31 protein-coding genes are annotated in these 26,823 nt (G+C 72.1%); 19 read left to right on the plus strand and 12 right to left on the minus strand.

Annotation, left to right across the window (positions count from 1 at the left end):
• The 3 genes from pheS to rpmI form a co-directional block, all read right to left on the minus strand.
• Positions 1-1,095 carry a phenylalanine--tRNA ligase subunit alpha gene (gene pheS, locus ACFQS7_RS15085; protein ID WP_380067911.1) on the minus strand — a complete coding sequence of 365 codons (1,095 nt, stop codon included), beginning with the start codon at positions 1,093-1,095 and terminating at the stop codon, positions 1-3.
• A 112-nt stretch (positions 1,096-1,207) separates the two neighbouring features.
• Entirely contained in the window at positions 1,208-1,594 is a 387-nt protein-coding gene (rplT, locus tag ACFQS7_RS15090; RefSeq protein WP_380067912.1) for a 50S ribosomal protein L20, read from the minus strand.
• A gap of 13 nt (positions 1,595-1,607) precedes the next feature.
• Positions 1,608-1,814: a 50S ribosomal protein L35 gene (rpmI, locus tag ACFQS7_RS15095; RefSeq protein WP_380067913.1), complete on the minus strand. Its 207-nt coding sequence runs from the start codon at positions 1,812-1,814 to the stop codon at positions 1,608-1,610.
• A 178-nt stretch (positions 1,815-1,992) separates the two neighbouring features.
• Between rpmI and ACFQS7_RS15100 the strand changes: the two genes are divergently transcribed.
• From ACFQS7_RS15100 to ACFQS7_RS15125, 6 genes are all read left to right on the plus strand, one after another.
• A complete protein-coding gene (locus ACFQS7_RS15100; protein WP_380067914.1) occupies positions 1,993-3,609 on the plus strand; it encodes a helicase HerA-like domain-containing protein in 1,617 nt (538 codons plus the stop codon).
• A gap of 110 nt (positions 3,610-3,719) precedes the next feature.
• On the plus strand, positions 3,720-4,547 hold the full coding sequence (dapF, locus tag ACFQS7_RS15105; protein WP_380067915.1) for a diaminopimelate epimerase: 828 nt from the start codon (positions 3,720-3,722) through the stop codon (positions 4,545-4,547).
• 137 nt (positions 4,548-4,684) lie between these two features.
• The gene (gene mtaB / locus ACFQS7_RS15110; RefSeq protein ID WP_380068024.1) at positions 4,685-5,944 is read left to right on the plus strand and encodes a tRNA (N(6)-L-threonylcarbamoyladenosine(37)-C(2))-methylthiotransferase MtaB; all 1,260 of its coding nucleotides are present in this window, start codon (positions 4,685-4,687) and stop codon (positions 5,942-5,944) included.
• Positions 5,944-7,203 (plus strand): signal recognition particle-docking protein FtsY, encoded by a 1,260-nt coding sequence (gene ftsY, locus ACFQS7_RS15115; protein ID WP_380067916.1) that lies wholly within the window; start codon positions 5,944-5,946, stop codon positions 7,201-7,203. Before mtaB ends, ftsY begins: the two co-directional genes overlap by 1 nt.
• Before the next feature lie 42 nt (positions 7,204-7,245).
• The gene (locus tag ACFQS7_RS15120; protein ID WP_380067917.1) at positions 7,246-7,818 is read left to right on the plus strand and encodes a peroxidase-related enzyme; all 573 of its coding nucleotides are present in this window, start codon (positions 7,246-7,248) and stop codon (positions 7,816-7,818) included.
• Positions 7,818-8,612, plus strand: coding sequence for a creatininase family protein (locus ACFQS7_RS15125; RefSeq protein WP_380067918.1), 795 nt, complete (start codon positions 7,818-7,820; stop codon positions 8,610-8,612). Before ACFQS7_RS15120 ends, ACFQS7_RS15125 begins: the two co-directional genes overlap by 1 nt.
• A gap of 94 nt (positions 8,613-8,706) precedes the next feature.
• Here ACFQS7_RS15125 and ACFQS7_RS15130 read toward each other — a convergent pair whose 3' ends face one another.
• From ACFQS7_RS15130 to tkt, 6 genes are all read right to left on the minus strand, one after another.
• A complete protein-coding gene (locus ACFQS7_RS15130; RefSeq protein WP_380067919.1) occupies positions 8,707-9,078 on the minus strand; it encodes a hypothetical protein in 372 nt (123 codons plus the stop codon).
• Positions 9,078-9,614 (minus strand): NUDIX domain-containing protein, encoded by a 537-nt coding sequence (locus ACFQS7_RS15135; RefSeq protein ID WP_380067920.1) that lies wholly within the window; start codon positions 9,612-9,614, stop codon positions 9,078-9,080. The genes ACFQS7_RS15130 and ACFQS7_RS15135 overlap by 1 nt, the downstream gene beginning before the upstream one ends.
• Positions 9,615-9,775: 161 nt before the next feature.
• The gene (locus ACFQS7_RS15140) at positions 9,776-9,976 is read right to left on the minus strand and encodes a hypothetical protein (protein WP_380067921.1); all 201 of its coding nucleotides are present in this window, start codon (positions 9,974-9,976) and stop codon (positions 9,776-9,778) included.
• Between the two features lie 165 nt (positions 9,977-10,141).
• Positions 10,142-11,335, minus strand: coding sequence for a phosphoglycerate kinase (locus ACFQS7_RS15145; protein ID WP_380067922.1), 1,194 nt, complete (start codon positions 11,333-11,335; stop codon positions 10,142-10,144).
• A gap of 143 nt (positions 11,336-11,478) precedes the next feature.
• Complete coding sequence (gap, locus tag ACFQS7_RS15150; protein WP_380067923.1) at positions 11,479-12,495, minus strand: type I glyceraldehyde-3-phosphate dehydrogenase; 1,017 nt, start codon at positions 12,493-12,495, stop codon at positions 11,479-11,481.
• A 40-nt stretch (positions 12,496-12,535) separates the two neighbouring features.
• Positions 12,536-14,566, minus strand: a complete 2,031-nt coding sequence (gene tkt / locus ACFQS7_RS15155) for a transketolase (protein WP_380068025.1) — start codon at positions 14,564-14,566, stop codon at positions 12,536-12,538.
• Positions 14,567-14,700: 134 nt separating this feature from the next.
• Between tkt and ACFQS7_RS15160 the strand changes: the two genes are divergently transcribed.
• On the plus strand, positions 14,701-15,459 hold the full coding sequence (locus ACFQS7_RS15160; RefSeq protein ID WP_380067924.1) for a VIT1/CCC1 transporter family protein: 759 nt from the start codon (positions 14,701-14,703) through the stop codon (positions 15,457-15,459).
• Positions 15,460-15,716: 257 nt separating this feature from the next.
• Here ACFQS7_RS15160 and fabG read toward each other — a convergent pair whose 3' ends face one another.
• The gene (gene fabG, locus ACFQS7_RS15165; RefSeq protein ID WP_380067925.1) at positions 15,717-16,466 is read right to left on the minus strand and encodes a 3-oxoacyl-[acyl-carrier-protein] reductase; all 750 of its coding nucleotides are present in this window, start codon (positions 16,464-16,466) and stop codon (positions 15,717-15,719) included.
• Between the two features lie 14 nt (positions 16,467-16,480).
• Entirely contained in the window at positions 16,481-17,440 is a 960-nt protein-coding gene (gene fabD, locus ACFQS7_RS15170) for an ACP S-malonyltransferase (protein WP_380067926.1), read from the minus strand.
• Positions 17,441-17,587: 147 nt separating this feature from the next.
• Between fabD and ACFQS7_RS15175 the strand changes: the two genes are divergently transcribed.
• From ACFQS7_RS15175 to ACFQS7_RS15185, 3 genes are all read left to right on the plus strand, one after another.
• Positions 17,588-18,373: a hypothetical protein gene (locus ACFQS7_RS15175; protein WP_380067927.1), complete on the plus strand. Its 786-nt coding sequence runs from the start codon at positions 17,588-17,590 to the stop codon at positions 18,371-18,373.
• A gap of 203 nt (positions 18,374-18,576) precedes the next feature.
• Positions 18,577-20,247 carry an FkbM family methyltransferase gene (locus tag ACFQS7_RS15180; protein ID WP_380067928.1) on the plus strand — a complete coding sequence of 557 codons (1,671 nt, stop codon included), beginning with the start codon at positions 18,577-18,579 and terminating at the stop codon, positions 20,245-20,247.
• Between the two features lie 177 nt (positions 20,248-20,424).
• Positions 20,425-20,835, plus strand: coding sequence for a response regulator (locus ACFQS7_RS15185; RefSeq protein WP_380067929.1), 411 nt, complete (start codon positions 20,425-20,427; stop codon positions 20,833-20,835).
• A gap of 24 nt (positions 20,836-20,859) precedes the next feature.
• On the opposite strand, the gene ACFQS7_RS15190 is transcribed toward ACFQS7_RS15185, so the two are convergent.
• Complete coding sequence (locus tag ACFQS7_RS15190) at positions 20,860-21,555, minus strand: hypothetical protein (protein ID WP_380067930.1); 696 nt, start codon at positions 21,553-21,555, stop codon at positions 20,860-20,862.
• A gap of 234 nt (positions 21,556-21,789) precedes the next feature.
• Here ACFQS7_RS15190 and rpsF point away from each other — a divergent pair, with 234 nt between their 5' ends.
• From rpsF to ACFQS7_RS15235, 9 genes are all read left to right on the plus strand, one after another.
• Positions 21,790-22,260, plus strand: a complete 471-nt coding sequence (rpsF, locus tag ACFQS7_RS15195) for a 30S ribosomal protein S6 (protein WP_380067931.1) — start codon at positions 21,790-21,792, stop codon at positions 22,258-22,260.
• Positions 22,261-22,266: 6 nt separating this feature from the next.
• On the plus strand, positions 22,267-22,551 hold the full coding sequence (rpsR, locus tag ACFQS7_RS15200) for a 30S ribosomal protein S18 (protein WP_380067932.1): 285 nt from the start codon (positions 22,267-22,269) through the stop codon (positions 22,549-22,551).
• Positions 22,552-22,589: 38 nt separating this feature from the next.
• On the plus strand, positions 22,590-23,528 hold the full coding sequence (locus ACFQS7_RS15205) for a hypothetical protein (protein WP_380067933.1): 939 nt from the start codon (positions 22,590-22,592) through the stop codon (positions 23,526-23,528).
• A 17-nt stretch (positions 23,529-23,545) separates the two neighbouring features.
• Positions 23,546-24,100, plus strand: a complete 555-nt coding sequence (gene rplI, locus ACFQS7_RS15210; protein ID WP_380067934.1) for a 50S ribosomal protein L9 — start codon at positions 23,546-23,548, stop codon at positions 24,098-24,100.
• Between the two features lie 100 nt (positions 24,101-24,200).
• A complete protein-coding gene (locus tag ACFQS7_RS15215; RefSeq protein WP_380067935.1) occupies positions 24,201-24,773 on the plus strand; it encodes a demethoxyubiquinone hydroxylase family protein in 573 nt (190 codons plus the stop codon).
• 5 nt (positions 24,774-24,778) lie between these two features.
• Positions 24,779-25,123, plus strand: a complete 345-nt coding sequence (locus ACFQS7_RS15220; RefSeq protein WP_380067936.1) for a thiol-disulfide oxidoreductase DCC family protein — start codon at positions 24,779-24,781, stop codon at positions 25,121-25,123.
• Positions 25,120-25,809: an SDR family NAD(P)-dependent oxidoreductase gene (locus ACFQS7_RS15225; protein WP_380067937.1), complete on the plus strand. Its 690-nt coding sequence runs from the start codon at positions 25,120-25,122 to the stop codon at positions 25,807-25,809. Before ACFQS7_RS15220 ends, ACFQS7_RS15225 begins: the two co-directional genes overlap by 4 nt.
• Positions 25,810-25,836: 27 nt before the next feature.
• Positions 25,837-26,226: an RNA polymerase sigma factor region1.1 domain-containing protein gene (locus ACFQS7_RS15230; protein WP_380067938.1), complete on the plus strand. Its 390-nt coding sequence runs from the start codon at positions 25,837-25,839 to the stop codon at positions 26,224-26,226.
• A gap of 173 nt (positions 26,227-26,399) precedes the next feature.
• The gene (locus ACFQS7_RS15235) at positions 26,400-26,792 is read left to right on the plus strand and encodes an RNA polymerase sigma factor region1.1 domain-containing protein (RefSeq protein WP_380067939.1); all 393 of its coding nucleotides are present in this window, start codon (positions 26,400-26,402) and stop codon (positions 26,790-26,792) included.
• Positions 26,793-26,823 lie beyond the last annotated feature (31 nt).

Genomic DNA, 26,823 nt, shown 5'->3' on the forward strand with positions numbered 1-26,823 from the left:
TCAGATACCCTCCGCCAGGGATGGCGGGGCGAGCGGGTCGGTCGCCCAGTGGCGCAGCCAGCGGACGTCGCTTTCGTAGAAGGGGCGCAGGTCGGGCATGCCGTGTTTCAGCATGGTGATGCGCTCGATCCCCATGCCGAAGGCGAAGCCCTGCCATTCCCGCGGGTCGATGCCGCAATTGGCCAGCACGCGCGGATGGACCATGCCGGAGCCGAGGATCTCCAGCCAGTCGCCGCCCTTGCCGAGCTCGCCGGTCTTCCGGTTCCAGCCGATGTCGACTTCCATCGAAGGCTCGGTGAAGGGGAAGTAGCTGGCGCGGAAGCGCACCGGCAGGTCGGATATGCCGAAGAAGGCGCGCAGGAAGTCGATCAGGCAGCCCTTCAGGTGGCCGAGGGTGATGCCGCGGTCGATCACCAGGCCCTCGACCTGGTGGAACATCGGGCTGTGCGTTGCGTCGTGGTCGGCGCGCCAGGTGCGGCCGGGGACGATGACGCGGATCGGCGGCGCCTGGGTCAGCATGGTGCGCGCCTGCACCGGGGAGGTATGCGTCCGCAGCACCGGCCGCCGGCCATCGGCGCCGGCGGGCAGGTAGAAGGTGTCGTGATCCTGCCGGGCCGGGTGGTGGTCCGGGATATTGAGCGCGGAGAAGTTCAGCCAGTCGCTCTCGATGTCCGGGCCCTCGGCCACCGCGAAGCCCTGCGCGCCGAACAGCGCGACCAGCTCCTCCATGGTCCGGCTGATCGGGTGGATGCCGCCGTCCCCGCCCGGCGCATGCGCCCGCGGCGGCAGGGTGACGTCCATCCGCTCAGCCCGCAACCGGGCCTCGAGCGCGGCTTCCTCCAGCGCGCCGCGGCGGGCCTCGATCAGCCCTTCCAGCCGGCCTTTCAGGCGGTTCAGGGCAGCGCCGCGCTCCTTGCGCTGCTCGGCGGGGACGGTCCCGAGCCCCTTCAGCAGCCCGGTCAGCGTGCCGCTTTTTCCCAGCGTGCCGACGCGCACCGCGTCCCAGGCGCGCAGGTCGGCGGCGGCGGCGAGCTGTGCCGCGGTCTCGGCCTCGAGGGCGGCGAATTCCCCGCCCGGCATGCTGGTCTCGCTCATTCTCTCCGGTCCCGGATGGACAAAAGGCCGCACCCTGGTGGGAGCGGCCCTTTGCGCAGCAACAGCCCCCGAAGGGGAGGGTGTCAGGCGGCCTGGACGGCCGGCCTTTGCCTTACGCGGCCTTCGCCGCGGGGGCGTGACGGTCCGGACGCGCAGCGCGGGCCTTCTCGACCAGCGCCGCGAAGCTCGCCGGGTCGTCGAAGGCGATCGCCGCCATCACCTTGCGGTCGATGTCGATGTTCGCCGCCTTGATGCCGGCGATGAAGTGGGAATAGGGCATCCCGTGCTCGCGGCAGGCGGCGTTGATCCGCTGGATCCACAGGCCGCGGAAGTCACGCTTCTTGTTGCGGCGGTCGCGATAGGCGTATTGCAGCGCCTTCTCGACCCGCTGCAGTGCGGGACGGAAATTCGTGGACGACCGACCCACATAGCCCTTGGCGAGCTTGAGGATCTTCTTGTGACGGGCGTGGGCGGTAACGCCGCGCTTCACACGTGCCATGGCGCGCTACTCCTTACCGAACCAGGCCGTAGGGAGCCCACTGCATCACAGTGAGGCCGTCCTGGTGGCGCAGCACCTGCGTGCCGGTGTTCTGCCGCTTCACCTTGGTGGAACGGGCGGAGAGGCAGTGGCGCTTCTTGCCGGGGCCGGCGAGCACCTTGCCGGTGGCGGTAACCTTGAAGCGCTTCTTCACAGAAGACTTCGTCTTCATCTTGGGCATTTGGGACCTCCTCGGTCGGGAAGGCGCCCACCCCGGATGGGGGGACGCGGGACGCGGCCGGGCATGCCCACACAGGCACCGGCGCGCGGAGAGGGGCGGCGTATAGCCATGCGGCGGCCGGGATGCAAGCGGCACCCGTCGGTCGTATATGCTCCGTCGCGGCAGCACGGGGGCGGGCATGGCGGACAACATCCTGATCGGGCGGGGCGACAAGCCCTGCGAACTCCTCCTCTCCCGCGCCAACCGGCACGGGCTGGTGGCCGGCGCCACCGGCACCGGCAAGACCGTGACCCTGCAATCGCTGGCCGAAGGCTTCTCCCGCGCCGGGGTCCCGGTCTTCTGCGCCGACATCAAGGGCGACCTCTCCGGCATCGCCGCCGCGGGAAAGCCCAACCCGAAGCTGGAGAAGCGCGCCCACGAGCTCGGCGTCGCGGATTTCGCCTACGAGGCCTCCCCGGTGGTGTTCTGGGACGTCTTCGGCCAGCAGGGCCACCCGCTGCGGGCCACGGTGGCCGAGATGGGGCCGCTGCTGCTGTCCCGCATGCTCGAGCTGAACGACACCCAGGAGGGCGTGCTCAACATCGCCTTCAAGCTGGCCGACGACGACGGGCTGCTGCTGCTCGACTTCAAGGACCTGCGCGCCATCCTCGGCCATGTGGCGGAACGGGCGGCGGAGCTGCGCGACCATTACGGCCAAGTGAGCAAGACCACCATCGGCACCATCCAGCGCCGCCTGCTGGTGCTGGAACAGGCGGGCGGGGAGCAGTTCTTCGGGGAGCCCGCCCTCGCCCTGCAGCACCTGATGCTGGTGACGCCCGACGGCCGCGGCGCGGTCAACGTGCTGGCCGCCGACAAGCTGATCCACAGCCCGCGGCTCTACGCCACCTTCCTGCTCTGGCTGCTGTCGGAGCTGTTCGAGGAACTGCCCGAGGTCGGCGACCTGGACAAGCCCAAGCTGGTCTTCTTCTTCGACGAGGCGCACCTGCTGTTCCGCGACGCGCCCCGCGCCCTGACCGACAAGGTCGAGCAGGTGGTCCGGCTGATCCGATCCAAGGGGGTGGGGATCTATTTCGTCACCCAGAACCCGCTGGATTTGCCGGGGACGGTGCTGGGCCAGCTCGGCAACCGTGTGCAGCACGCGCTGCGGGCCTATACCCCGGCCGAGCAGAAGGCGGTGCGTGCCGCGGCCGAGACCTTCCGCCCAAACCCCAGGCTGAAGGTCGAGGACGCCATCACCCACCTGGCGGTGGGGGAAGCGCTGGTCTCCACCCTGCAGGCCGATGGCTCGCCCAGCATGGTGGAGCAGGCCCGCATCGTCCCGCCGCGCGGCCGGATCGGACCTGTCACGCCCGAAGAGCGGAAGGCGCTGATGGCGAAGAGCCCGCTGGCCGGCCACTACGATACCGCGGTGGACCGCGAGAGCGCCTATGAGCGGCTGGTCGGCCGCACCCATGCCGCGCCCGCCTCCGGCCCCTGGGGCACCGCGCCCGCCACGCCGGCGCCGGTCCGCAGCGACAATCCCTGGGGCGGCGCCGTGCTGCCGCCCCGCCCCCTGCCGGACTCGCCGCCGCCGCGCAGCCCCCGCATCCCGCAGACCTCCCGCCAGGCGCCGCCGGCCCAGGGCGGCGGCTGGGGGGACGTGCTGGGCAGCGTGCTGACCGGGTCGGGCGGCAAGCGGGAGGGCGCGCTGGAATCCATGGCGAAATCCGCCGCCCGCAGCGTCGGCAGTTCCATGGGCCGGCAGATCGGCAATGCGGTGCTGCGCGGGGTGCTGGGGTCGATGCTGAAGCGGTAGCGGCGGCAAGCCGGTTCCTGCCGGATGCGGCACCGGCCGGGCGCGCCACCCACCCATGCGCCGGGGCAGGCTTGGATTGCCGTCCCCGCCGGGGCATATCTGCGCCCGACATGATCCCCTTCCGCAAGATGCACGGCCTGGGCAACGACTTCGTCGTGCTGGATGCCCGCGACGCCGCGCTGCCCATCAGCCCCGCCCGGGCCGCCGCCATCGCGGACCGGCGCTTCGGGGTCGGCTGCGACCAGTTCATCCTGCTGGAACCCGGCACCGGCGGCGCCGACGTCTTCATGCGCATCCGCAACCCGGATGGCTCCGAGGCCGGGGCCTGCGGCAATGCGACGCGCTGCATCGCCTCCTTGGTCGCGACTGAGACCGGTGCCGGGCGCGTGGTGGTCCGCACCATCGCCGGCGACCTGCCGGTGGAACGCTTGGCCGGGGGGCTCTGGCGGGCGGATATGGGCCCGGCCCTGCTCGGCTGGGCCGATGTCCCGCTGGCCCGCGCGATGGACACGCTGCACCTGCCGCTGGCCGCGCCCGGCGTCGCCGACCCGGCGGCCTGTTCCATGGGCAACCCGCACGCGACCTTCTTCGTGCCGGCGCTGGAGGCGCTGGACCTCGCCACGATCGGCCCGGCGCTGGAACACGACGCGATCTTCCCCGACCGCGCCAATATCGGCTTCGTCCAGGTGCTGGCGCCGGACCATCTCCGCCTGGCGGTCTGGGAACGCGGCGCCGGGCTGACGCTCGCCTGCGGGTCGGGGGCCTGCGCCGCGCTGGTCAATGCCGCGCGCCGCGGCCTGGCGGCGCGGCGCGCCACCGTCACCCTGCCGGGCGGCGACCTGGTGATCGAATGGCGCGGGGACGGGCATGTGCTGATGACCGGCCCGGTCGCCACCGCCTTCACCGGCGAACTCGACCTCGAAGGCTATCCTGCGTGACGGCGCCCGATCGCAGCGCGCCGGAGGCGCCGAGCGTGAATCGGTCGCCCGACGCTGCCGATCGCGGCGCGCCGGAGGCGCAGAGCGTGAATCGGTCGCCCGACGATGCCGATCGCGGCGCGCCGGAGGCGCGGAGCGTGGATCGGTCGCCCGACGCCATCGAGGTCCTGACCTTCGGCTGCCGGCTCAACACCTACGAGTCCGAGGGCATGCGCGCGCTGGCGGCGCAGGCCGGCCATGCCGCTGGCACCATCCTGGTCAATACCTGCGCCGTCACCGCCGAGGCCGAGCGCCACGCCCGCAAGGCGATCCGCGGCGCCATTCGCGACAACCCGGCAGCCCGCATCATCGTCACCGGCTGCGCCGCGCAGATTGCTCCCGACCGCTGGGCCGCCCTGCCGGGCGTCGCCCGCGTGATCGGCAATGCCGACAAGCTGAAACCGGAAAGCTGGGCGCTCGACGCCCCGCCGGCACCGGTCACCGACATCATGGCGGCGACGGAGACGGCGGCGCACCTCGTCACCGATTTCGCCGGCCGGGCGCGCGCCTTCGTCCAGGTGCAGCAGGGCTGCGACCATCGCTGCACCTTCTGCGTCATTCCCTTCGGCCGCGGCCCGTCGCGCAGCGTCCCCATCGGCGCCATCGTCGCGCAGGTGCGGCTGCTGGTGGCGCGCGGCTACCGCGAGGTGGTGCTGAGCGGAGTCGACATCACCAGCTACGGCCCCGACCTGCCAGGCGCCCCGAGCCTCGGCCAGATGGTCCGGCGGCTGCTGGCGCTGGTGCCGGAATTGCCGCGGCTGCGGCTCTCCTCGCTCGACCCGGTCGAGGTGGATGACGATCTCTGGCGGCTGATCGAGGGTGAGCCGCGGCTGCTGCCGCATCTGCACCTGTCCCTGCAGCACGGCGCCGACCTGATCCTGAAGCGGATGAAGCGCCGCCACAGCCGCGCCGATGCCCTGGCCTTCGCGCGGCGCGCCCGCGCGCTGCGGCCCGACCTGGTCTTCGGCGCCGACCTGATCGCCGGGTTCCCGACCGAGACCGAGGCGCAATTCCAGGCGACGCTCGACCTGGTGGACGAGATGGAACTCAGCTTCCTGCATGTCTTTCCCTATTCCGAGCGGCCGGGCACGCCGGCTGCCCGGATGCCGCAGCTGCCGCTGCCGCTGCGCCGGGCGCGCGCCGCGCGGCTGCGCGCGGTGGGCCAGGCCGCCGCCGCGCGCTTCTACGCCGCCCGGCTGGGCCAGGAGGAACAGGTGCTGTTCGAGCGCAACAACCGTGGCCACACCGCGCATTTCGCCCCGATCCGCCTGACCGGCGGCAGCGCCGAGCCGGGCGAGCTGCGGCGGGTGCGCGTCACTGGCGCCACGCCGGACGGCCTGCTGGTGGAGGCCGCCTGATGGCGCTGCGCGATTGGGTCAGCCGGCTGCGCGGCCGCACGCCGGACCCGGCCGAGGCGCCGCCGACCCCGCCGCCCGGCCAGCCGCCGGTGCCGGCCCCGCCGGAGGGGATGCCGACGCCGCCGCCCGTGGCCGCGCCCGACATCCCCGTCCCGCCGCTGCCGCCCGAGCCGCCGCCCTTCACCGCGCCCGCGCGGCAGGAGCCCGACCTCGCTGCCGAACCACGCCCGCAGGACGACGCGGCCGCGCTGCGCGAGGCCGAGGCCGCCGCGGAGCCGGCGCCTGCCGCGCCGGCACAGCCCGTCGCCCTCTCGCCCGCCGAGGAGCCGCCCGCCCCCGCGGGCGGCTGGTTCTCCCGCCTCCGGGCCGGGCTGTCGCGCTCCACCGCCAAGCTGACCGACAGCGTCACCTCGCTGTTCAAGAAACGCCGGCTCGACGAGGAAGCGCTGGAGGAGCTGGAGGAGACGCTGATCACCGCCGATCTCGGCGTCGCCGCCTCCCGCCGCATCGTCGAGGGCTTCCGCAAGACCCGTTTCGGCAAGGAGGTCACCGACGAAGAGGTGAAGACGACGCTGGCCGAGGAGATCGCCGCGATCCTCGGCCCCGTCGCGCAGCCGATGCCGGTCGAGGTCGGCCACGCGCCGCACGTGGTGCTGGTGGTCGGCGTCAACGGCACCGGCAAGACCACCACCATCGCCAAGCTCGGCCAGCAGTACCGCGAGCAGGGCCTGGCCTGCGCCTTCGTCGCCGGCGACACCTTCCGCGCCGCCGCGGTCGAGCAGTTGCAGATCTGGGGCGAGCGCACCGGCGCCCGCGTGCATGTCCCGGCGAAGCAGGGCGCCGATGCCGCGGGCCTGGCCTTCGATGCGCTGAAGGCGGCGCGGGAGGACGGCACCCAGGTGCTGCTGGTGGATACCGCCGGCCGGCTGCACAACAAGACGGCGCTGATGGAGGAGTTGCGCAAGGTCGTCCGCATCATCCGCCGGGTGGACGAGACCGCGCCGCATTCCGTGCTGCTGGTGCTGGACGCCACCACCGGCCAGAACGCCATCCAGCAATGCAAGGTCTTCGGCGAGATGGTGGACGTCACCGGCCTTGCCGTCACCAAGCTGGACGGCAGCGCCAAGGGCGGCGTGGTGGTGGCGCTGGCGCAGGAATTCGGCCTGCCGGTGCACTTCGTCGGCGTCGGCGAGAAGGCGGCCGACCTGCGGCCTTTCGAGGCACGGGATTTCGCCCGCGGCCTGATGGGGCTGGACTGACACGCCGGGGCGCGTAGGGTCCGGCCCGGAGGAGACCCCGCCATGACCGCCGCCCCCGTCAGCCGCTACCCCGTCCCCAGCCTGTCCGACATGCCCGAGGACATCCGCGCCCGGATCGAGAAGGTCCAGGAGAAGTCGGGCTTCATCCCCAACGTCTTCCTGATGCTCGCCTACCGGCCGGAGGAATTCCGCGCCTTCATGGCCTACCACGACACGCTGATGGACAAGCCCGGCGGGCTGACCAAGGCGGAGCGCGAGATGATCGTGGTCGCCGTGTCGTCCTACAACCAGTGCCAGTATTGCGTCGTCGCGCATGGCGCGATCCTGCGCATCCGCGCCAAGAACCCGCAGATCGCCGACCAGATCGCCGCCAATTTCCGCAAGGCCGACGTCACGCCGAAGCAGAAGGCGATGCTGGAATTCGCCCTCAAGATCACCCGCGAGGCCAATGTGGTGGACGAAGCCGACAGCGCCGCGCTGCGCGAGCTCGGCTTCGCCGACGACGACATCTGGGACATCGCGGCGATCAGCGCCTTCTTCGGCATGTCGAACCGCATGGCCAACTTCACCGCGTTGCGGCCGAACGCCGAATTCTACGCGATGGGGCGCGGCTGATGCCGGAGATCCGCTGGGAACGCATGACGGCGCCGGAGCTCAAGGCGCTGGCGGCGCGGGACGCGCTGGTGGTGCTGCCGATCGGCAGCCTGGAACAGCATGGGCCGCATCTGCCGGTCTGGACCGACAGCCTCTGCGCGCATGAGATCGCGCTGCGCGGCGCCGCCGCGGCCGACCTGCCGGTGGCCGTCCTGCCGCCGATGTGGATGGGCCTGTCCGAGCACCACCTGCCCTTCGGCGGCACCATCACGCTCGACCACGCCACCTTCCATGCGGTGCTACGCTGCGTGGTGCGGTCGCTGGTGGCCGACGGGTTCAGGAAATTGCTGATCGTCAACGGCCATGGCGGCAACATCGACCCGCTGGCGGTCAGCACGCGCGAGCTGGCGGTGGAATTCGGCATTCCCGTCGTCGTCACCACCTGGCCCAACCTGGCGCCGGCGGCGATCGGCAAGATCCTGACGACGCAGCCCGGCATCCAGCACGCGTGCGAGGGCGAGACGGCGCTGTGGCTGGCGCTGGATGCCGCGCAGGTCCGGCAGGACAAGCTCGCCGAGACGATCTCGAACCCGCCGCCCAACCCGCCGGCCGGCTTCGTGCGTTTCTTCTCCTTCGAGGAGCGGGCGCCGCGCACCGGCGTCCGCGGCGACCCGCGCGCCGCGACGGCCGAGAAGGGCGAGGCGATCCTCGCCGCCGTGACCACGGCGCTCGCCGCCGCCATGGCCGACCCGCTGCTGTGGAGCACGCCCGACGACGTCTGGTCGCCCGGCCGGGCGCAGCGCGGCCCGGCCTGAGTTGAGGCACCCGCCACATGGCGGGTGCCGACCCGGAGAAAGAGACGAGGGGTCTGGGGAGGATACTTTCTCCCCGGCCTTCCTTCCTGTCAGCTCAGTAGGAGAAGGGCACCTTCAGCCGCGCCCCCGGGGCAGGCTTGAACAGCTTGTCCTCCAGCACGTCCGGGGCGCCCTGTTCGGCATGGCCGCGGCCCGGCAGGTTGCGGTTGATGATGCTGGGATTGATCCGCGCGCGGTCCTGCTCGACCACCCGCGGGCCTTCCTTGCTCCGGTCGGGCACCGGCGCGACGCTGGAATTCGCCGCCTGGCCGGATTTCAGCGAAGGCGGCACGGCCGGCAGCTTGGGCAGGTCCAGCGGCGGCGGCTTCCGCCCCCCCTTGCCGGGTTGTGGCGATGCGGACTGCGCCTGGGCGAGCGCCGGAACCGCCGCGATCAGCAGCAGGATCAGCCACCCGCGCCGCCGCATCAAAGCCCCGGCGGCAAGGTGCCGCGCGAATCATCGGCCGGGTTCGTCGCCGGGGCGCCGAGCGGCCGCCCCTGCATCGCCCGCCATTGCCGCAGCGACCAGTGCACCGAGGGGAAGGCCAACCGGTCCCAGGGGATCTCGTCCCAGTCGAACAAGCGCACCTCCAGGCTTTCCGGCCCGGCCTCGAAGCCCGGCTCGGCCAGGCCGGCGCGGAAGATGACCTGCACCTGGCCGATCCGGGCGATGGAATAGATCGCCAGCACGCCTTCGATGGCGATGCGGGCGCGGGCTTCCTCCCAGGCTTCGCGCCGGGCGCCTTCCTCCACCGTCTCGGCCAGTTCCATGTAGCCGGCCGGCAGGGTCCAGAAGCCGTGCCGCGGCTCGATCGCCCGGCGGCAGAGCAGGATGCGGCCCTCCACCGAGACCACGCTGCCGACGATGATCTTGGGATTCTCGTAGGCGACGAAGCCGCAATCCCGGCAGGTCAGCCGCTCCCGGTCGTCGCCGGTTGGTACGGTGCGGATGAAGTCGGGCATGGGCCGACGATGCGCGGCGGCGTGGGGGCACGCAAGGGGTGCGCCGGGGCGGCAACGGCATGGCCGAGGAGCGTGACCGGGTCGGGGAGACGGTGGTCTTCCGTTGGATGCGTGCGTCCAACCCCCCATCCATTCTTCCGAGTCTGGTACTGGCCGGGTCGTTAGACCCGGAGGTCCAGCAGCGACCCGCGCGGCAGCGGCTGGCTCGGCTGCGCCGGCACCGCGCCCAAGGGGCGCTGCGGCGCGGTGCCGCCGTCCCGTGCCTGCAGCGGCGCGGCGGGCGGCACGCCGCGGACCGGCTGGGCATCGCCCGGCCGGCCGATGGCCGGGGTGAAGGCGCTGAGCGAGTTGGTCGAGATCATGCGCAGGATGGTAGCGCCGAGGTCCGAATCGACGGTTAAGGCCACCCGCCGCGACGGGGGACGGAAACCGCTGGCCGGGACGGCGGGGGCGATGCGCATGGCACCGTCCTACGCCGTCCGGCGGTTAACCTTCCAGTAACCGCCGGTTGTTGCGCGGGCCGGTGATCAGGCCTGCAGCGCGGCCACCCCCGGCAGGGTCTTGCCTTCCAGCCATTCGAGGAAGGCGCCGCCGGCGGCCGAGACATAGGTCATCCGCTCCACCACCCCGGCATGCTTCAGCGCGGAGACGGTGTCGCCGCCGCCGCCGATCGACTTGAGGCCGGCCGACTGCGTCAGCGCCGCCACCGACTGGGCGATGGCCACCGTCGCGGTGTCGAAGGGCGCGATCTCGAAGGCGCCGAGCGGGCCGTTCCAGACCAGGGTCGAGGCCTGGCGCAGCCGGGATTCGATCGCCGCCACCGTGTCCGGCCCGACATCGAGCGCCATCATGTCGGCCGGCACCGCGTCGATCGACACGGTGCGGCTCGGCGCATTGGCGGCGAAGGTGGCGGAGACGACCAGGTCGATCGGCAGCAGGATCTCGCAGCGGTTGGCCTTCGCTTCCTCCAGCATCTTCAGCGCGGTCGCGTGCATCTCGGCTTCCTGCAGCGACTTGCCCATGGCGTGGCCTTGCGCCGCGAGGAAGGTGTTGGCCATGGCGCCGCCGATCACCAGCACGTCCACCTTGCCCGACAGGTTGCCGATCAGGTCGAGCTTGGTGCTGACCTTGGCGCCGCCGACGATGGCGACCACCGGCCGCGACGGGTTGCCGAGCGCCGCGTCGAGCGCCTCCAGCTCGGCCTGCATCAGCCTTCCGGCATAGGCCGGGATCAGGTGCGCCACGCCCTCGGTGCTGGCATGCGCGCGGTGGGCGGCGGAGAAGGCGTCGTTGACGAAGACATCGGCCAGCCGGGCCATGCCGCGGGCCAGCTCGGGGTCGTTCTTCTCCTCGCCGGCGTGGAAGCGGGTGTTCTCCAACAATATCACGTCGCCGTCGCGCATGGCCGCGGCGGCGGCCTCGGCATCCGGGCCGATGCAGTCGTCCACGAAGCCGACCGGCTTGCCCAGCGCCTCGGCCAGGGCCGCGGCCATCGGCGCCAGCGACATCTCCGGCACCCGGCGGCCCTTGGGCCGGTCGAAATGGCTGCAGACGATGACGCGGCCGCCCTTGTCGGCGATCTCCTGGATGGTCGGCGTCAGCCGCTCGATCCGGGTGCGGTCGGTGATGACGCCGTCCTTGACCGGCAGGTTCAGGTCGGCGCGCAGCAGCACGCGCTTGCCCTTGGGGTCGAGGCTGTCGAGGGTGCGGAACTTGGCCATCGGGAAATCCTTCGGAGCGGGTCGTCGCAGGCCGAACGCCGGAACGAGGCGATCGGCACTGCGGTCACTCGGAAAGGCGCCCGACGCGACGGCGCCCCCCGACCTTCGGGGGAGGGTCGGGTGGGCGCCTGAGGGGCAGGGGCTTAGAGGCTGCCGAAGAGCGCGGCGGTGTCGCTCATGCGGTTGGAGAAGCCCCACTCGTTGTCGTACCAGGTCATCACCCGCGCCATGGCGCCGTCGACGACGGCGGTCTGCGTCGCATCGAAGGTGCTGCTGTGCGGGTCGTGGTTGAAGTCGATGCTGACCAGCGGCGCGGTGTTGTAGGCGAGGATGCCCTTCAGCTCGCCTTCCGCTGCCTTCTTCATCGCAGCGTTGATGTCCTCCTTCGTCACGCCTTCCTTCTTCAGGTTGACGTCGAGGGAGACGAGCGAGACGTTCGGCGTCGGGATGCGGATGGCGGTGCCGTCCAGCTTGCCCTTCAGCTCCGGCAGCACGAGGCCGACGGCCTTCGCGGCGCCGGTGCTGGTCGGGATGGCGGAGACCGCCGCCGCGCGGGCGCGGTGCAGGTCCTTGTGCAGCGTGTCGACGGTGTTCTGGTCACCCGTATAGGCGTGGATGGTGACCATGTAGCCGCGCAGGATGCCGAAATTGTCGTGCAGCACCTTGGCCACCGGGGCCAGGCAGTTGGTGGTGCAGGAGGCATTGGAGATGACGGTCATCTCCTTGGTCAGCGTCTTCTCGTTGACGCCGTAGACGATGGTCGCATCGGCGTTGTCGCCCGGGGCGGAGATCACCACCTTGCGGGCGCCGGCGGCGATGAGCGCCGAGGCCTTCTCCTTGCTGGTGAAGATGCCGGTGCATTCCATCGCCACGTCGACGCCCTGGAAGGGCACCTTGGTCGGGTCGCGCTCGGCGCTGACCACGATCGGCGCATAGGTGCGGCCATTGGCGGTGATGATGATCTTGTTGCCGTCGACCGCGACCTCGCCGGGGAAACGGCCATGGACGCTGTCGTAGCGGAACAGGTGGGCATTGGCCTCGACGCTGCCGAGGTCGTTGATCGCGACGCATTCGACATCGGTGCGGTTGCTCTCGATCATCGCGCGCAGCACCAGGCGACCGATGCGCCCGAACCCGTTGATGGCGACCTTCACGGCCATGGTGGTGTTCCTTCTTCCCGTCGTCCGATTTTACGCAAGTTCAGCCCAGGCGCTTCTTCACCGCCGCGACAACCGCCTCAGGCGTGATGCCGAAATGCTTGAACAAATCCTCGGCCGGGGCCGAGGCGCCGAAGCCGCCCATGCCGACGAAGAGGCCGTCCGGCCCCAGCCAGCGGTCCCAGCCGAAGCCGACCGCGGCCTCGATCCCGACCCGCAGCGCCTCGCCCAGCACCTGGTCGCGGTAGCTGGCGTCCTGCAGCGCGAACAACTCCCACGACGGCAGCGAGACGACGGCGGTGGCGATGCCCTCCGCTTCCAGCGCCGCACGGGCGGCGATCGCCAGCCCGACCTCGGACCCGGTGGCGATCAGCGTGGCGCGGCGGGGCCCGGAGGCTTCCTCGACCACATAGCCGCCGCGGGCGCAGCGGTTCTCGCCGGCATCCGAGCGGAAGGTCGCCAGGTTCTGCCGCGACAACGCCAGCACCGTGGGCCCGTCCGCGCGCTTCACCGCCAGCTCCCAGCACTCGGCGGTCTCCATCGCATCGCCCGGACGGAAGACCACCAGGTTGGGGATGCAGCGGAGGCCGGCGAGCGTCTCGACCGGCTGGTGGGTCGGCCCGTCCTCGCCCAGGCCGATGCTGTCATGCGTCAGCACATGGATGACCCGCTGGCGCATCAGCGCCGCCAGCCGGATCGCCGGCCGCATGTAGTCGGCGAAGACCAGGAAGGTGCCGGAATAGGGGATGACGCCGCCATGCAGCGCCATGCCGTTCATGGCCGAGGCCATGCCGTGTTCCCGCACGCCCCAATGGATGTAGCGCCCGGCGAAATTGCCGCGCACGACCGAAGGGATGCCCTTCACGTTGGTATTGTTCGACCCGGTCAGGTCGGCCGAGCCGCCGACCATCTCCGGCACCGCCGGCACCAGCGCCTCCAGCGCCTTCTGCGAGGAGACGCGGGTGGCCAGCTTCGGCTTGCCCTCGCCGATCGTGGCGCGGAGTGCTGCCAGCGGCTCGTGCCAGGCCTCGGGCAGGCGGCCGGCCATGGCGCGCTCGAACTCCGCCTGCATCGGGTGCTTGGCGAGGCGCTTCAGCCAGGCGCGGCGGGTGCCGCTGCCACGGCGGCCGGCCAGCTCCCAACGCTCGCGGATGCCGTCCGGCACCTCGAAGGGCGGGTGGTTCCAGCCCATGGCGCTTTTCGCCGCCGCCGCTTCCTTCTCGCCCAGCGGGCTGCCGTGGCTGCCCGCGGTGCCGGCCTTGGTCGGGGCCGAGAAGCCGATGATGGTGCGGCAGGCGATCAGGGTCGGGCGACGGCTACGGCTGGCCCAGGCCAGCGCCGCATCCACCTCGGCCGCGTCGTGGCCATCGACCCGCCGCACCGCCCAGCCATAGGCGGCGAAGCGCTTCAGCGTGTCGTCGGTGAAGGACAGGCTGGTGTCGCCGTCGATGGTGATGCTGTTGTCGTCGTAGAGGACGCAAAGCTTCTCCAGCTGCAGGTGGCCGGCGAGCGAGGCCGCCTCGTGGCTGATGCCCTCCTGCAGGCAGCCATCGCCGCAGATCACCCAGGTGCGGTGGTCGACCAGCGACTTGCCGAAGCGGGCGGCCAGGATGCGCTCCGCCAGCGCCATGCCGACAGCGTTGGCGATGCCCTGGCCGAGCGGGCCGGTGGTGGTCTCGATCCCCGGATGCTCGCCGAATTCCGGGTGGCCGGCGGCCGGCGAATGCAGCTGGCGGAAGCGCTGCAGCTCCTCGATCCCCATGCCGGCATGGCCGGTCAGGTGCAGCAGCGCATAGAGCAGCATCGAGCCGTGCCCGGCCGAGAGCACGAAGCGGTCGCGGTCGGCCCAGCGCGGGTCGGCGGCGTCGAATTTCAGGTACTTGGTGAACAGCGTGGTGGCGGCATCGGCCATGCCCATGGGCATGCCGGGATGGCCGGACTTGGCCTTCTCCACCGCATCGATCGCCAGCGCCCGGATCGCATCCGCCATCCGCCGCTCATCGGTCGCCGGCCGGGCCAGGATGGCGGCCTGGGCCTCGAGGGCGGGGTTGGGGGCGTCGGGGCTCGGGGCGATGCTGGCCAAGGCTGAGGTCTCCGAATTGCCGCGCCCTATACGTCCACGGGCCTTTTTGGGCAACCGCGTGACAGGCCGGCCCCGGGCGCGACCGGATGGCGACAGGCTGCTGCGGTGCGGTATAGCATCGGTCCATGGACATCCCCGCCCTTGGGCCAGCGCCTGCTCCCTACCGCGAAGGCCTGCCGCCACAGCCCCCCGGGCCGCCGGACGGCGAGCAGCATTTCACCGGTTCCGAGACCGTGCGCGACCTGGTCATCGGCATGGCCGATGGCCTCACCGTGCCCTTCGCCCTCGCCGCCGGCCTGTCGGGTGCGGTCGCCGCCAACCCGCTGATCGTCACCGCCGGCATGGCCGAGATCGCCGCCGGCTGCGTCGCCATGGGCCTCGGCGGCTACCTCGCGGCGCGGACCGACGCCGAGCACTACCAGGCCGAGCGGAAGCGCGAGGAGGCCGAGACCCACACCTACCCCGAGCGGGAGAAATGGGAGGTCTCGGCCATCCTTCACCGCTACGGGCTGCGCGGGGAGACGCTGAGCCGGGCGACCGAGGCGATCGCCGCCGACCGCCGGCGGTGGGTGGACTTCATGATGCGGTTCGAGCTGGAATTGTCCGAACCCGCGGCGGACCGCGCGCTGCGCTCGGCGGCGACGATCGGCGGGGCCTACCTCATCGGCGGCATGATTCCGCTCTCGCCCTATATCCTGCTGGACGGGGTGGGGGAGGCGCTGGTGGTCTCCTCCCTCATGACCGGCGTGGCGCTGTTCGGCTTCGGCTGGCTGAAGGCGCGGGCGACCGGCCTGCCGGCGCTGCGCGGGGCGACCCAGACCCTGGCGATCGGCGGGCTGGCGGCGATGGTGGCCTATGTGGTGGCGAAGCTGGTGGGGGGGTGAAGCGGTTCAATCCGGCTCAAGCCGCTTCAACCCAATTGAGCCCGGAATCGACCCACGGGCAATTCCTGCCGCGATCCGAGGCACTTGCGGCGAAGGCACTTCAGCAATTCAGCGAATAAACCGGGCCTGCCCGGAATCGCGCCTTCGGACAAAGGCCGGATCGCGCGGAACCTGGCAGTCGGCGCAGCGATGGCCTTGACTATATTCCTATAGCCGCAGCAGGCCGGAATTGCAACGACGGCGGCCCGCGGCGGCGATCAGATCATCGCCATCCCGCCGTTCACATGGATGGTCTGGCCGGTCACCCAGCCGGCCTCGGCGCTGGCCAGGTAGACCACGGCGCCGGCGATATCCTCGGGCGTGCCCATCCGCGCGGTCGGGATGCGCGCCAGCAGCGCGGTGCGCTGCGCCTCGCCCAGCGCGTCGGTCATCGCGGTCTTGACGAAGCCCGGGGCGACCACGTTCGCCGTCACGCCGCGGGTCGCCACCTCCTGCGCCAGCGACTTGCTCATGCCGATCAGCCCGGCCTTGGCTGCGGCGTAGTTGGCCTGGCCGGCATTGCCGGTGACCCCGACGATCGAGGCGATCGAGACGATCCGGCCATGCCGCCGCTTCATCATCCCGCGCAGCGCGGAGCGCGCCAGGCGGAAGGGCGCGGTCAGGTCCACTTCCAGCACCGCCGCCCAGTCGGCATCGCCCATGCGCAGGGCCAGCATGTCGCGGGTGAAGCCGGCATTGTTCACCAGGATGTCGAGCCCGCCGAGCGCGCCCTCCACCTGCTCGACCAGCGCCGCCGGCGCCGCCGGGTCGGCCAGGTCGGCCGGCGCGACCAGCACTTCTGCTCCCCCCTTGGCGCCCAGCTCGGCCGCCAGCGCCTCCAGCTCCGCCGCGCGGCGGCCGGTGATGGCGACCGAGGCACCCTGGGCGTGCAGCGCGCGGGCGACCGCGGCGCCGATCCCCCCCGTGGCACCGGTGACGAGGGCAACCTTGCCATCGAGACGGAACATGGCGCGGTCTCCTCTCAGAGCGTCTTCAGGAAGGCTTCGATATCGGCCGGGTTGCCGATCGCGCTCGCCGTCGCCTCGGGCGCGTTGCGCTTCATCAGCCCGGTCAGGACCTTGCCGGCGCCCAATTCCACGAAGCGGTCGCAGCCCATCGCCGCCATCGCCGCGATGCAGTCGCGCCAGCGCACCGTGCCGGTCACCTGGCTGACGAGCAATTCGCGGATCTCGGCCGGGTCGGTCGCCTTGGCGGCCGAGACATTGGCCACCACCGGCACCACCGGGGCAGCGATCGTGGCGCGCTCCAGCGCCTCGGCCATCGCCTCGGCCGCCGGGGCCATCAGCGAGCAATGGAAGGGCGCCGAGACCGGCAGGGGCATCGCCCGCTTGATGCCCATGCCGGGCGCCGCGGCCACCGCGCGGTCGATCGCCGCCTTGGACCCGGAGATCACCACCTGGCCGCCGCCGTTGTCGTTGGCGATCTCCGCGACCTCGGCCGCGCCGGTCTCCGGGTCGGTGCGGGCCGCGGCGCAGAGCGCCTCGGCCTGCGCCAGGTCGGCGCCGAGGAGTGCCGCCATGGCGCCGACGCCCGCCGGGGTCGCCCGCTGCATCGCCTCGCCGCGCAGCCGCAGCAGGCGGGCGGCGGTCGGCAGGTCGAAGGCCCGCGCCGCGGTCAGCGCCGAATACTCGCCGAGCGAATGGCCGGCGACCAGCGCCACGCGGGCCGCCAGGTCGAAGCCGCCTTCCGTCTCGAGCACCCGCAGCACCGCCAGCGAATGCGCCATCAGCGCCGGCTGGGCATTGGCGGTCAGGGTCAGCTCCTCGGCCGGGCCCTCGAACATCAGGGCCGAGAGCTTCTGCTTCAGCGCCTCGTCCACCTCCTGGAAGACCTCGCGGGCGGCGGGGAAGGCGGCGGCGAGGTCGCGGCCCATGCCGGGGGCCTGGCTGCCCTGGCCGGGGAAGACGAAGGCGAGCGCCATGGCGGGTTTTTCCTTGGGGGCGGGGCCGTGTGTGATGGGCGGGCGGGGTAAAGGGCGGTCACCCCACTGTCAACTTTGCCGCCGGTCTTCACCGGGCGGAAGGGGATGCCGCGGCAGGCTGCCCCCGGCGTGACGGGAGGCGGGGACATGGTCGGGATCGTGGCGGATGGGCAGGTGCCGGTGCTGATCCCGGCCTTCAACAACCCGACCTATGTGGCCGGCATGGTCGGCCAGTTGCTGCGCTTCCCCGAACTGCGGCCGGTGGTGCTGGACAACGGCTCGGCATACCCGCCCAGCTTCGACCTCTATCGGCGCTGGGCGGCGGAGGGGCTGGCGCCGGCCCGCGTGCTGGTGGTGCCGCTGGGGCGCAACCTGGGGCCGCGTGCGGTCTGGCACGATGCGGACTTCCTGCGCGCCCTGCCGCGGCATTTCTGCCTGACCGACCCCGACCTGGCGCTGAACCCGAAGCTGCCGGCGGACTTCCCCGCGGTGCTGCGGCGGGTCGCCGAGACCTTTCGGGTCGGCAAGGTGGGCTTCGCGCTCAGCCTCGATGACCGCGACCTGATGCAGGACCAGCCCTTCCGCCATGCCGATGGCTGGAAGCGGATCTGGGACTCGGAAGCGGTGCACTGGCAGGACCCGGTGACGATGCCGGGCCTCGCCGCGCCGCTGTTCCGTGCCGATATCGACACCACCTTCGCGCTGTACGACCGCGCCTGGTTCGACCCGCTGCGGCCCTTCCCCGGCATCCGCATCGGCGGCGACTTCGCCTCGCGGCACCTGCCCTGGTACCGCGACACCGGCCTGCCGGCGGAGGAGGAGGCCTTCTACCGGCGGGCGGCGGAGTATTCCTACTATATGGGCGACCGGCCGGCGGTGCAGCTGCGGGCGCTGTTCGCGCGGCAGGATGGGCGGGCGGGCATCGCGGCCTGAGGCAAGGCCGGGGAGGAAGCATGCTCCCCGGCCCCTCCTCCATCGCTGTGGGTCGGCGCCTCCCGCGCGGTGGGTGCCAACCCGGGAAAAGGCAGGGTGGGGTTTGGGGGAGGGAATACTTTCCCCTCCCCAATCTTCCTTCCCTTAACCTCACTTTCACCCCGCCCCCCCAGGCTGCGCCGGCAGCCAGAAGGGGCCGTGCCATGCGGGAATCCACCGAAGTCAGCCGGCCGCCCCGCCTGGCCGTCCTGCAGCTGCATGGCCTCGACCATTTCCTGCCGGACCTGCTCGCCGGCCTCGCCGCCACCGGCGCCGTCGAGCTCCGCCGCTTCACCGTCACCGGGCCGGAGGTATTGGCCGAGGCGCTGGCCTGGACCGACGACCCGGTGCAGGACGCCGTCTGGTTCGAATTCTGCTGGCCGCCCTTCCCGGACCTGATCGGCGTCACCGATTTCGGCGGCCGCCGCGTCGTCGTCCGCATCCACCGGATCGAGGCCTACGAGACCCCGCATGTCGCCCGCTGCGACTGGGCCAGGGTGGACGACGTCATCGTCGTCAGCGAGGACATGGCCCGCCTGGTGCTGCTGGCGGCCCCGCTGCTGGAACGCACGACGCGGCTGCACGTGGTCCACAACGGCCTCGACCTCGCCCGCTTCGCGCCCGCCGCCGGCGCGCCCGACCCGTTCCGCATCGGCTGGTGCGGCAGCATGATCGCCCGCAAGAACCCCACTTTGGCACTGGAGATCCTCGCCCGGCTGCTGGAGGAGGATGCCCGCTGGCGGCTGCACATCGTCGCCACGCCGGGCGACCGCATGGTGCAGGATGCGGTGCTGCGGCTGGTGCCGCGCATGGGGCTGGGCGGCGCGGTGCGGTTCGACGGCGCGCTGCCGGCGGCCGAGATGCCCGGCTGGCACGCGCGCAACGCCGCCCTGCTTTCCACCAGCCTGCATGAGAGCTTCGGCTATGCCATCGCCGAGGCCGCCGCCATGGGCTGCGACCTGGCCGTGCTGGACCATCGGGGGGCGGAGGAATTCTGGCCCGAGGAGACCCGCTTCGGCACGGTGGACCAGGCGGTGACCCTGCTGTGCAATGCCCGGCCGGGCCGCTGGCGCGGCCTGGTCGAGGCCCGCTTCGGCCTCGCCGCCCAGGTCGCCGGCGTGCTGGCCGTGCTGCGCGACCGCACCCCGCCCGGGCCGCGCGAACGCCTGGTGCCGCTGGCGCATGGCGCCTGGCGGGGCCGCTTCCCGCTGCGCAACCCGGCCGACCACATCCAGCACGGCCTGCTGGCGACCGGCGCCTTCTACGAGGCCGAGATGCTGGAGGACCTGCGCCGCCGGCTGCGGCCGGGCGGGCTCTTCGTCGATATCGGCGCCAATATCGGCAACCATGCGCTGTTCGCCGCCGGTGCCTGCGGCGCCCGCGTCCTGGCCTTCGAGCCATCGCCGGCGCTGGCCGACCACTGCGCCGCGACGCTCGCGGCGAACGGGCTGGCCGGGCGGCTCGACCTTCGCCGGCAGGGCCTCGGCGCCGCCCCGGGCACCGCCACGCTGTGTCCCGGCCCCGGCCACAATGCCGGCCGGACGCGGCTGGAGACCGGCGCGGGGGAGGTGCCGGTGGCGCGGCTCGACGACGTGCTGGCCGAGGCGCCGGACGCCATCAAGATCGATGTCGAGGGGATGGAACCCGCGGTGCTCGAAGGCGCGCTTGGCGTGCTCGCCCGCCACCGGCCGGCGATCTATGTCGAGACACTGGATGCCACGGCCTTCGCCGCGGTGGAGGGCATCCTCCGCCCGCTCGGCTACCGGGCGGAGGCGCGGTTCAACCGCGACCCCACCTGGCTTTTCCTGGCAGGAGCGGCGGTGGCGGGTCCCTGAGGCCAAGGGTCGGCCGGCCGGGAGACCATGCGGCTATTGCAATGCTCTTCGCTGAATGGTAGCAGACGTTTACTGAGAACAACCATAACGGGTAACTTCTTGGTGGCTGCCCGTTTCCATCGGTGAAAAGGCCAAAGCATCGCCGCAGGATGTCGGGGATTGGGGGGCGCGTGCAGCATGGCCGTTTTGCTCGTTGAGGACGATGTCGCTATCCGGCTGACCCTGGTCGAGCATATGGAAGACCAGGGATTGCAAGTCTTCGATGCCGCGGACGCCGAAGCCGCGCTTTCCATCCTGCAGGCGCCACCGGCCTGTATTTCGGTCCTCGTGACCGACCTGAATCTCGGGCCCGGCGACAACGGCCTGATACTGGCGGCGAAGGCAAGACGACAGATCCCGGGCCTGCGCATCATCTATGCAACGGGCAATCCGGGGATGCTGCACGGTCGTATCGTCCGGCCTTGGGAGCGCATCTTCTTCAAGCCTTTTGACGCGTTTCATCTGGTGAGGGAGGTCCGGGCGCTCGACCATGCCCTGCTCGACCTCGGCAGCGCCGCAGTCGAGCAGGACATCGCTGGCGATTGCTGACCCGCGGCGCTTGGCCGGCCAGCCCTAATTCTGTTCCTTGTCCTTGCCGATCAGCGCCGCGGCCGCCGGCCCGGCGATCGCCGGCAGCCCGGCGCCCGGTCGCGGCGCAGGCGGGGCGGGGACCAGCACGGGGGGGCCGGGCGGGGCCGGCACCATGAGCTGCAGCACGGCCGCGGCCGGGTCCTCCGGCGCGGCCGGAGCCGGCCCGGGCTCGGGCTTCTCCGCGGGCGGGGCGGTCTTCGGCGCCGGGCGCGGACCCGTCGCCACCGTGTAGTCCGGCACCACCCGCGCCTGGGTGCCGGTGATCACCAGCACCTTCTGGCCGACCGCCAGCGGCACGGTGTCCTTCTGGGTGACCGAGAGCAGATCCTCCTTCTCGGTCCGCACCACGTATTCGAAGGCCGGGGTATCGACCGCGACGGATTCCGTCGCCTTGCCGATCAGCCCGCCGACCAGCGCGCCGCCGACCCCGCCCAGTGCCTGGCCGATGCCGCCGCCCGGGGTCTGGGCGCCGAGCACGCCGCCGGCCGCCGCCCCGGCCGCGGCGCCCGTGCTGCCCTCGGCGCTGATCTGCACCTTGCGCACGCCCACCACCACGCCCTGCTCCACCTTGTTCGCCTGCTGCACGGCGCGGGTGGCATAGGTATCGGGGGAGTAGCGCTCGGTGCAGGCCGACAGGGCAAGGGCAAGGGCGAAGGCAAGCGGGGCGAGGCGGTGCAATGCATGGTCCTTCGGCCGTGGATGGGATGCGCGTCTCTAGGGGAAGCGGCGGCGCCGTGTCACCCATAAGGTGAAGGGACCGCAGAGCATCGATCCACTCTTGCCCCCGGCGCCCCATCCGTGGTTTATGCGCCGCTTCCCTGCCGCCCGCGATGGCATCGCGCGCGGCTATGCCCCTTTGCGTGTGTCGGCATCCCGCCGCCGCCCCGGGGCTGAGCAGCCATAGGGGGATCCATGCCACTGTACGAAAGCGTGTTCATCGCACGCAACGACGTCACGCAGGCCCAGGTCGACGCCGTCGCCGACCAGGTCGCCGGCATCCTCACCGAGCAGGGTGGCGAAGTCAAAAAGCGCGAGTATTGGGGTCTCCGCGGCCTCGCCTACCGCATCAAGAAGAACCGCAAGGGGCACTACATGCTCCTTGGGATCGACGCGACGCCGGCGGCGATGCAGGAAGTCGAGCGCCAGCTTGGCCTGAACGAGGACGTGCTCCGCGTGCTGACGCTCCGCGTCGAGGCGATCGACGAGGCGCCGTCGGCCATCCTGTCCCGCCGGGGCGAGGAGCGCGACCGTGACCGCGGCTTCCGCGGCCCGCGCCCGCCCGGGCGTTTCACCAGCGGCCGCCGCGACCGCGGCGACGAGCGCGAGGAATTCCGCGCCCGCCCGCGCGACGAAGTCGACCCCGCCACCGGCGGCGAGGAGTAAGCCAGCATGTCCGACCAGACCTCCCCCGACATGAGCCCGGCCGGCCGCCGTCCCGCGGTCGGCGCCCGCCGCCCCTTCTACCGCCGCCGCAAGTCCTGCCCCTTCTCCGGCCCGAACGCGCCGAAGATCGACTACAAGGACGTGCGCCTGCTGTCCCGCTTCCTGTCGGAGCGCGGCAAGATCGTGCCGAGCCGCATCACCGCGGTCAGCGCCAAGAAGCAGCGCGAGCTGGCGAATGCCATCAAGCGCGCCCGTTTCCTGGCCCTGCTGCCCTACGTCATCAACGACTAGGCTGACGGGCAGCGGCGGGAACGCCAGGACGACGGAGCATGGGTGCGGTGAGCGCGCTGCGGCCTAACGGCCAGGGCAAGTGGCAAGGACTTCTCGGCGACCCCGGCCTGCTGGCCGGGGTGGCGGCGGGACTTGTCTCCACCGTGCTGGCGCTCTGGGCGATGCGCGGCCTGCCGCTCGGCACCGGGCTGTTCTGGCTGGCCAGCTTCCCGCTCTTCGCCGCGGGGCTCGGCTTCGGCGCCGCTGCCGCGGTGGTGGCCGGACTGCTGGCCACGCTGCTGATTGCCGGGGTCCAGGGCGGCTTCGCGGCGATGACCTACCTGGTGCTCTTCGGGGTGCCGGCGCCGCTGCTGGTGGCGACGGCGCTGCGCCAGGGCGGGGTGACCCTGTCGCTGCCGCTGGCGCTGCTCGGGCTCTGGCCGCTGCTGGTGCTGCTGGTGACCGCGGCCTTCCTGGCGGATGACGGCGGGCTGGAGGCGACGATGCGGGACGCCATGGCGGCCTCGCTCACCCGGCTCGGCATCCCGGCGCCGGAGGAGTTCGTCGCCGCGCTGGTGCGGGTGAAGGCCGGGGCGATCGGCTTCTGGGCCGCGGTGTCCCTGCTGGCCAATGCGGTGGCGGCGGTGGGCTTCCTGGCCAAGCGCAACCTGCTGGCGGTGCCGCGCCCGGACTGGGCCGCGGTGCGGCTGCCGGGCTGGTATCCGCTGCTGCCGGCCATGGCGCTCGGGCTGTTCCTGGCGATGCCGGCCGAGAGCGACATCCTGGCGCTGTCGGCGCTGCTGCTGCTGCTGGTGCCGCTGTTCCTGCAGGGCCTGGCCGGCGTGCACACCCGGCTGCGCGGCCGCAAGGGAAGGCGGCCGATGCTGGCCGGCTTCTACCTGCTGCTGGTGCTGTTCCTCCAGGTGATCGGCCCGGGCCTCGTTGCCCTCGGCCTCTACGACCAATTCCTGCGGCGCCCGGCGCCGCGCCAAAGCTAAGACAAGGTGCCACGCCCATGATCGAACTCATCCTGATGCAGCGCGTCGAGAAGCTTGGCCAGATGGGCGAGCTGGTGAAGGTGCGCCCGGGCTATGCCCGGAACTTCCTGCTCCCCAAGGGCCGCGCCATCCGCGCCAATGCCGCCAACCTGAAGCGCTTCGAGACCGACCGCGCCCAGCTCGAGGCGCAGAACCTCAAGCGCCGCGAGGAAGCCGAGCGCATCGGTGAGCGCGTGGCGGGCCTGACCGTCACCATCATCCGCCAGGCCGGCGAGTCGGGCAGCCTCTACGGCTCCGTCTCGGCCCGCGACATCGCCGACGGCTGCAAGGAAGGCGGCCTGACCGTCAACCGCAACCAGGTCCTGCTGGAGCAGCCGATCAAGCTGCTCGGCCTCACCCAGGTGCGCGTCGAGCTGCACCCCGAGGTCCACATCAACGTGGCCGTCAACGTCGCCCGCTCCGTCGAGGAGGCCGAGCGCCAGGCCCGTGGCGAGGAGATCGTCCGCGAGGAGGAGCCGAGCCTCGAGGACGAGCTGCGCGCCGAGATCGGCGCCGCGATGGACGACCGCTGAGCGGGGCGTCCCGCTTCGCCGCACGGCAGCAAGGGGCCCCGATGGGGCCCCTTCGCAATTCGGGGCTTGCCTGAATCGGCGCACGGCCCAACTCCGTGCCATGAACGTCATGACTGCCTCCGCCGACCCGCGGATCGACATCGCGCCGCTGCTGGCGCGCATCGCCGGCCTGCTCGGCGACCTGCGATCCGACCATGCCGGGGAGACCGGCGCGGTGATGATCTATCGCGGCATCCTGGCCGGTTCCGCCGACCCGGCGATCCGCGCCTTCGCCACCGAACACCTGGCGACCGAGGCCGGGCACCTGCGGCTGCTGGAGGCGATGCTGGCGCCGGGCCAGCGCAGCATCCTGCTGCCGATCTGGCGGGTGGCCGGGTTCCTCACCGGCTGGCTGCCGGCCATCGCCGGCCCGCGCGCCGTCTACGCCACGATCGAGGCGGTGGAGACCTTCGTCGACCACCACTACGAGGAACAGATCGTCAAGCTGGGCCGGACCGGCGAGGAAGGCGCGCTGCGCCGCCTGCTGGAGACCTGCCAGGGCGAGGAGGTGCATCACCGCGACGAGGCGGCGGCGGCGCTCGGCACCGCGCCGCGCGGGGCGCTGCTGCGCGCCTGGGCCTTCGTGGTCGGCTCGGGCAGCGCCGCGGCGGTGGCCGCGGCGCGACGGATATGACCCGCATGGCCGAGCCGGACGCTCCGCTCACCGTTTTTTACGACGGCGCCTGCCCGGTTTGCTCGCGCGAGGTCGCGCTCTACCGCGACCGGATCGGCGCCGCCGGGCTCGACTGGGTCGATGTCTCCCGCACCGCGCCGCAGGGTCTCGACCAGGCCGCGGCGCTGGCCCGCATCCATGCCAGGCTGCCGGACGGCAGGCTGGTCTCGGGTGCGGCCGCCTTCGCCGCGATCTGGCGGCGGGTGCCGGGCCTGCGTTGGCTCGGCCGGCTGGTCGGCTGGGCGCCGGTGGCGCCGTTGGCGGAACTCGGCTACCGCGGCTTCCTGCGGGTGCGGCGGCTGTGGCGGTGAGCGGCTCGGCCCTGGTCCTCGGCGCCGCGGGCGGCATCGGCGCGGCGCTGGTCGCGGCGCTGGAGGCGGAGGGACGCTGGCGCCGGGTGATCGGCCTGTCGCGCCGCAGCGACCCGGCGGTGGACATCACCGAGGAGGCCAGCATCGCCGCCGCCGCCGCCTGGCTGGCCGCCGAGGCGCCCGACCTGGCGCTGGTGATCGTCGCCACCGGCTTCCTGCACGACGGGCGCTTCCAGCCGGAGAAGGCGATGCGCCAGCTCGACCCGGCGCATCTGGAGAAGTCCTTCGCGGTGAACGCGATCGGCCCGGCCCTGGCGATGAAGCACCTGCTGCCGCGGTTGCGGCGGGACGGCCCGGCAGTCTTCGCCAGCCTCTCGGCCCGGGTCGGCAGCATCGGCGACAACCGCCTGGGCGGCTGGTGGAGCTACCGGGCGTCGAAGGCTGCGCTGAACCAGATCATCCGCACCGCCGCGGTCGAGCTGAAGCGGGCCAATCCGGGTGCGGCGGTCGTCGCCATCCATCCGGGGACGGTGGATAGCGGCCTGTCCTCGCCTTTCTCCAAGGCGGGGCTGGAGGTGCAGGCGCCGGCCGAGGCCGCACGGCGCATCCTGGACGTGCTGGCGGGGCTCGGCCCGGCACAGTCGGGCGGCTTCTTCGACCATATGGGCGCGCCGGTTGCCTGGTAGGCCGGCCGCGACGGAGGCGGGACGCAGATGACCGATACTCCCTTCGGGCCCTGGGTGCGGCGGATCGAGGCCCTGGCCGCCGAGGGCCGCGCGCGCGGCTGGGTGACCCGGGCCGAGGTCAGGGCGGCGCTCGGCAACCCGGCCGCCCCCGCCGCGCTGGTCGAGGAATGGCTGGCGGCGCTGCAGGCCCAGGGCATCCGGGTCACCGAGGCGCCGCAGCCTCCCCTGCTCGACAGCATGACCGAGGCGGTGAAGCGCCTCATCGAACGCGGCAAGGCGCGCGGCTACGTCACCTATGACGAGGTGAACGCGGCGCTGCCGCAGGACCAGGCGTCCACGGAACTGATCGAGGACACGCTGGCCACCCTGAGCGAGATCGGCATCGCCGTTGTCGAGGCCGAGGGCAAGGACGACTGACCGGTCCCGGCGCGGCCTCGACCGGGCGGGCGCCACGGTCCCCGCCGGCCATCGGCGTTGCGGTCGCCCCCGCCGCAGCCGGCAGGCACCGGCCCGTGCGGCCCGGCGGCGTCTTCGCCCCACAAGCGCCAGCCATGGCGTGCTAGGCTCGATTCGATGGCGGAGGGAACAGCATGGACGGCAATGCCTTCGCGCCCTGGGTGACGGCGATCGAGGCGCTGGTGCGCCAGGGCAAGGCGCGCGGCTGGGTGACGCTGGACGAGGTGACGGCGGCCCTCGCCGCGCCGGAGGTCTCCGGCGAGCTGGTCGATGACCTGCTGGAGGCGCTGGGCGAGCTGGAGATCGAGGTCGCCGACGAGTCGGAGGCGCCGGTGCTGCGCGGCCGCTTCCCCGACCGGCTGGCCCGCGCCATCGGCCGGCTCGTCCGCTGGGGGCAGGAGCGGGGCTATGTCACCCGGGCCGAGTTGCTCGATGCCATGCCGCCCGGCGAGGTGGCCGAGGCGGTGTTCGACCAGACGGTCGCCGCGCTGCTGGGAATGGGGATCCGGGTGGTGGAGGTGGGGTAGGACAGCCAGGCCGTGGCGGAGGTGTCCTCCC

This window comes from Dankookia sp. GCM10030260 (assembly GCF_042666655.1).
In the GTDB taxonomy this organism is placed as follows: Bacteria; Pseudomonadota; Alphaproteobacteria; order Acetobacterales; family Acetobacteraceae; genus Paracraurococcus.